Annotated in this window: 5 protein-coding genes and 1 other RNA gene; all 6 read right to left on the bottom strand. The window is 26.7% G+C overall.

Going from position 1 to position 6,044, the window contains the following annotated elements; genetic code table 11:
* Positions 1–176 precede the first annotated feature (176 nt).
* On the bottom strand, positions 177–1,475 hold the full coding sequence (locus tag Q0370_RS00730; protein WP_299570729.1) for a DUF389 domain-containing protein: 1,299 nt from the start codon (positions 1,473–1,475) through the stop codon (positions 177–179).
* 63 nt (positions 1,476–1,538) lie between these two features.
* Entirely contained in the window at positions 1,539–2,786 is a 1,248-nt protein-coding gene (locus tag Q0370_RS00725; RefSeq protein ID WP_147005135.1) for a GNAT family N-acetyltransferase, read from the bottom strand.
* Positions 2,787–2,922: 136 nt separating this feature from the next.
* Positions 2,923–3,187, bottom strand: an RNA gene (gene ffs / locus Q0370_RS00720) — signal recognition particle sRNA large type.
* 53 nt (positions 3,188–3,240) lie between these two features.
* Positions 3,241–3,762 (bottom strand): DUF1439 domain-containing protein, encoded by a 522-nt coding sequence (locus Q0370_RS00715; RefSeq protein WP_299570724.1) that lies wholly within the window; start codon positions 3,760–3,762, stop codon positions 3,241–3,243.
* A gap of 183 nt (positions 3,763–3,945) precedes the next feature.
* A complete protein-coding gene (gene cobJ / locus Q0370_RS00710; RefSeq protein WP_299570721.1) occupies positions 3,946–4,695 on the bottom strand; it encodes a precorrin-3B C(17)-methyltransferase in 750 nt (249 codons plus the stop codon).
* Between the two features lie 206 nt (positions 4,696–4,901).
* Entirely contained in the window at positions 4,902–5,873 is a 972-nt protein-coding gene (locus Q0370_RS00705) for a hypothetical protein (RefSeq protein ID WP_299570719.1), read from the bottom strand.
* Between the last annotated feature and the right edge of the window lie 171 nt (positions 5,874–6,044).

Below are 6,044 nucleotides of genomic sequence, written 5' to 3'. Positions count from 1 at the left end.
TAATATTGTAAAAATAATTATAAAAAATCATAATTTTTTCACATTTATACAAACTATTATAATAAATATAAAGCCATTTGTCAAGGCTTTAATCTATTTTTTACATTTATTCACAAGATTTCTTATTATTTTTTCTAACTTTTATTAAATTTCTGTTACTTTAATTTTTCAAAAATTTATTTTTGATTCTCTTCAGATAATGTATTAACTTTTTCTTGCTTATTTTTTTCAATAATAATTTGATATTTTTTTTCAGTATCGAATTCAATATTTTTTATCTTTTCAGAAATTTCATCTGTCATTGTTTCATTCCCAACAACTAAAACAACAAAGTTCTCATTATTATTTGCATCTATCAATTTCCCAATTTTAACTTCACTAATATTATTTGAAAAATTTTTATATAAAATATTTTCAACAGTTTTTAAATCATTTTCCAAAATTTCTTGATTTTTATTTTCAATCGGTAATGAAACATCTTCAGCATTTTCTTTTATTTTTTCTTCGTTCAGATATTTTGATAAGTCCTGTGCTGTTAAATACTTTTCATTGGATAACTGCTGTATTTTTAATTTATAGTTTTTCAATTTATATTTTTCCAGTTTTTTTTCTAATTTCTCAATATCCTGTTTTTTAAAGGCATCTCCTACAATTTTTAAAGTAACAGTTTTATCTTTTTTATTAATAGAATTATCAAAAACATAATGATTTTTTAATTCCCCTGAAATAAATTTTTTTAATGAATTTTCTCTCGCTGTATCTTGAACTAAAGTTGTTGCTGTATATATACTTGGAATAATTATGATTAAACTTCCTATATAAAATATTATTTGTTTTTTTATTGAAATTTTATTTCTTGCTTCAAAAATATTTCCAGAATAAACTATCAAACCAACTAATGTTGCTATCATTATAAAAAATACATTTATTATAAACAAATATCCTGCTCCAAGAAAAATTTTCGGATTCCCATGAGCAATCCCAAATCCTACTACACACAAAGGAGGCATTAATGCTGTTGCAATAGCTACTCCAGGAACTACATTTCCACCATCTTCTTCAGTTTTTGCAATTACTCCTGCAGTTCCACCAAAAATTGCGATTAAAACATCCCATAAAGTAGGATAAGTTCTTGCTAGTATCTGTGGTGTTGCATCATTTATAGGGCTTACTAAAAAATAAAAAGTGGAACTTACTACACTTATTAATATAAAAATTCCCAATCTAAAAAGTGATACATAAACTCTTTTTAAATTTCCATTTGATAATCCCAATCCTAGCGACTGAATTGGCGACATTAGTGGCGAAATCAACATTGCTCCAATAATTACTGCAACAGAATTTGTATTTAATCCTACTGAAGCTATAATCATTGCACAAACCAGAATAAACATTGTTTCCTTTGTAAAATCAGAATCTTCAATAATATTTCTTTTTAAAATCTTGTATTTCTCATGTTTTATTTTTTCTATCATTTTACTATATCTCCTTTATATTTTTATAAATTAGTAACTTATTTAATTTCTATTTCAAAAAATTTAATCATCTTCATAAACAGGCTCAATATGAATCAAAAGTCTTTTTATATTTTTATATTTGTGTTTAATTTTTTTTGAAATTTTATTTGTAATATCATGTGCTTCTTCAATCGTCTTATTTTTATCCATTCGTACATCTACAAACATATAAATGTCTTTTCCAGAAGTAGTCATGCGAAAATCGTGCGCATTTTCAATTTCTTCAAATTGTAATATTTCTGAACGAATTTTTTCAATCAGGGCATCATCTTGTGAATCCAGCAATATCAAAGAATTTTCCTTTATCAGTTCATAACCGCTCTTTATAATATAAAGTGATACAATAAATCCTACCACTGTATCAAATACAGGATGAATCTTTGATAGAGTAAGCCCAATCAAAACAGAAGTTGATATTACAATATCTGTCTTGTAATCTTCAAGAAGTGAATTTATCAAAGCATTATTATATTTTTTTGCTTTTTTTTGCATAAAAACCAATTGAAAAATTTTTATCAGTATTGCTAGAACGGTTATAATTATTGGAATAAATGTGGTATTTACATTATTTTCGCTGTTAAAGGAAATTAATTTTGAAAAATTATCTTTTATAAGCTCAAAAGCTGTTATCATTATAAATGTACCAATTATTACACTAAAAACAGACTCTATCTTTCCATGCCCAAATGGATGCTCCTTATCTTCAGGATTGCTTCCAACCTTTAATCCCACTATAACCAATACATTGGTAATCAAGTCAGAAAGTGAATTTAATCCATCAGAAAGCAACGACATACTGTAAAAAATTTTTCCAGCTATAATTTTTAATAAAGCCAAAACAATATTTATACAAATAGCAAACTTGGAAATAAATAACATATTTTTTTTCTGTCTTTTAGTTTCTGCCAGATTATTCAATATATATCCATCTTCTGTTTTTACAAATCGCTGTTTTTCAAGAAAATTGTTCATTTTTTTATGATTAGTCATGATTAGTGAGTCAAAATTTTTATTTGTAAGCCAATTAATTATATATTTTAAAAAAAATGTTCCATATCCGTTATTTCTCAATTTTGGCAAAATAAATATTTTTTTGAGTTCTGCGATATCATTCAAAGCTATAATTGCATAACCATACAATTCTTCATCGTTATATAAAAAAAATATATCCTCCTTTTCCTTGTCAAAAGAAAATTTCTGATCTATCTCTAATAAATCTATTAAAACTTTACTGATAGTCTCATTTTTATCCCATTCGACTACCTTCATTATGAAACCTCCATTCATAGCAAAAGAAACTATAACTTAAAAGAACTTTTATTAAAACACTCTCAACTTTTTAAAATTAAGCTAAATAAATCTAATTTTAAAATATTATTGTAATTACCTAAATACAAATAAAAAGTCATACATCAAATTCTCGAAAATATTTTACCGTCTGTTTCTTAATCCAAAAGCTCAAAAACAGCTACCCTATAAACCTAGAGAAACTAACTTAGTGCTGCTTCGTTCCCGACCTGACACGTTTCGCTAACTCTCTACAATACAGGACTATTTTCTCAACACTTTTGAAATAAGGCGTTGACACTAAAACTTTCCTCAAATTTGACATCACCTCTACTAAAGCGGGTTGTAGATACAGGGCACCGCTAACTCCCCGGCTAGTATGACTAAATCAGTATATCATTTTTCTTAAATATTGTCAATGTTATAAAATTTCTTTTTAAGTTTGTACAAATAACTTCCCATTTTTTATAAACATATTTTTTACCTTAATTTTTTTCTTACCGTCTGGCTCATATTTATAAACCGGGTTTGTTTCTAAATAATTTGCTATTAATGACTTCATTGATCTTGCGACAGGCGTCGAAACCATATCTTTCCCATTTTTATCCAGTATTTTCTCCACTTGCATATCCACTAGATAAAGTTGGCTTGTTTTTTCATCAAACTTGATTTCGCTATTTATTTCAATAACTCCTTCTGACCTATCTGCCAAAAGTGAGGCATCGTAATCTGTCACAACATAAATTCTGTTATCCTTAAATGAAATCTTAGGATTTTTTACAGTAATTTTCCCTACCAAAAAATTTTTTGTAATTGGAAATTTTTCCTTAGCCTTTGATTCAATTATTGAATTTGGCACACGAAGCGTCTTATTTTCCAAAAAATCGCAGGAAATTACTCCAAACATCATTATCAACATTAATAATGCCGTTTTTAAAAATGAATTTTTACTTTTCATAACCAATCTTTTTCTCCTTTTCTTTGTTACAATTTACTTGAACTTATAGTAAAACTAGTTTAAAACAGAACTCAAAAGTTACAACTATTTTACCCAAACCTTAAATTATATAATTTCTAGCAGTTCAATTTTAAATAGGTTCGAGTATATTATCAAATTTTGTTTCTGACTTTTTAAAAAGTATTAATATTCATATTTTTTATCATAACCTCTAGGTGTAACCATTTTTCCTTTTTTAACAAATGTATTTGAATTTCCGATTAATACAATTGTAAGCATATTTATTTCAGAATCAAGCATTTTTTCAAGTGTTGTGATTTCATGCTCTTCAGTTTCACGTCCTGCATTTCTTACGATTGCAACTGGCGTGTCTTTTGATTTGTGTTTTAGCATAATTTGCTGTGCTTCAACAATTTGTGTTGTTCTTCCTTTACTTTTTGGATTGTATAAGCTTACGATGAAATCACCTTGTGCAGCTAATTCTAGACGTTTTTTTATTAGTTCCCAGTCTGTTAGAAGGTTGCTTAGGCTGATTGTTACATAATCGTGCATAATTGGAGCTCCTACGATTGCGGCTGCAGCATTTGTTGCTGTAACTCCTGCGATTACTTCGATTTCCACATCGTCATTTTCTCCAATTACTTCATACATTATTCCAGCCATACCGTATACTCCAGCATCTCCACTGCTAATCAAAGCAACATTTTTACCAGATTTTGCAAGTTCCAAAACTTCAATACATCTGTCAACTTCTTTCATCATACTTGAACTTTTTATTTCCGTATTTGGAAAATATTCCTCAATTAAGTCAGTATAAGTTTTGTAACCTACAATAATATCACTTTTTTCCATTGCTTCATAAGCCTTGAAAGTCATGTCTGCCTTTTTTCCAGGCCCAATTCCTACTACATAAATTTTTCCATTTTTGTTCATTTTTTTTAAATCCTCCTAAATTTTATTATCTAATTAATTAAAAAATTAATTTACAATTTTATTATATATTTTCAATGCTTCAAGATCTCTTATTTTTTCCTAAAAAAATAAGTTCACAATTTAATCTAATACATCCAAATATCCAATTGAAAATCTTTTTCTCCTTGTCTATTCTTGTATTCTTATTTCAATATAGTCAAATTTTTTTAATTAACAATTTGTTTTATTTGTTCATCATATGAAAGTGATTCAAATTTTTTTCTTTTATCTTCTAAATGAATATCGCTTTTAATAGTTTCATCTTTTTCAGAATTTTCCATAATCCTTTTAAACATTTCAGTATCTTGAAGTTTTTTTGTCAATTTTTCAAGTTTTGTAATTTCTTTTTCTGACATTTCTCCAAAAAACCCTTTCAAAGCCATTGTCATCTGAATTGTCATAACAGTCATCATTTCCTTATTTTTATTATATTCTGCTACTTCCTTAGAAATCTTTTTATTCGCAATTTTATTTATAAAATCATTGACCATTTCTTCAGTATCACCTGCTACTGCTTTTAGAATACCGCCAACCATAAAAAAAGTTAATTGATCAGAATAGGCTTCTTCATCAGAAATTCTATATTTTTCTAGCAAATTTTTATTATCAAGTATTTTATCAATTTCATCCATTTTTTGCGTTATTTCATCTATTTTCTGTTTCATTAACTTAGGATTTGCATCTTCTTTTATATTTTCCGTTTCTTTTGATATATATTCAAAAAAATCTATTGTTTTCAAATAATACTGATTGTCGCTAATCTTTTTAACTTTTTCAAAATACTCATTTTTTTTATCTTTGTTTTCAGAAAAATTCCAAAAATCCATTCCCAAAACAAAATTTTTTCTATCTTCAGGAATATTCATTTTCAAATATTCTGAAATATATTTTTTCTTCTGAGAATCATTTGGTATTCCAGTCACAAAATATGATTCTATCAATCTTTCCAAGGCAACATAATTTCTTTTATCTTTCTGATAAAGTTTTTCCCATTCATCCTTACTTTCAGTTGTGCTTTTCCCATCTTCATTTTCTTCTACAAATCCTTCTCCAAATTTCTTATCTAATTTTACAGTTTCATCAATTATTTCTTGTTTCACACCAACTTTCGATAAATCCTGCTGGATTTTTTCCTTCATTGTTAAGGCGGTTAAATTTAGGTTTATTAAAAAAAGGACTATGATTAGAAATATTTTTTTCATGTTATTTTCCTTGTATAATATAGTTACATTATACAAGCTCCTTTCTTTATACTCAAAAAATTGTATTGAATAAAGATATAACAACATAAAGTATATTGTTAAGACAAC

It is taken from the genome of uncultured Leptotrichia sp., from assembly GCF_938036635.1.
Classification (GTDB): domain Bacteria; phylum Fusobacteriota; class Fusobacteriia; order Fusobacteriales; family Leptotrichiaceae; genus Leptotrichia; species Leptotrichia hongkongensis.
This window is presented reverse-complemented; position numbering and strand designations above follow the sequence as displayed.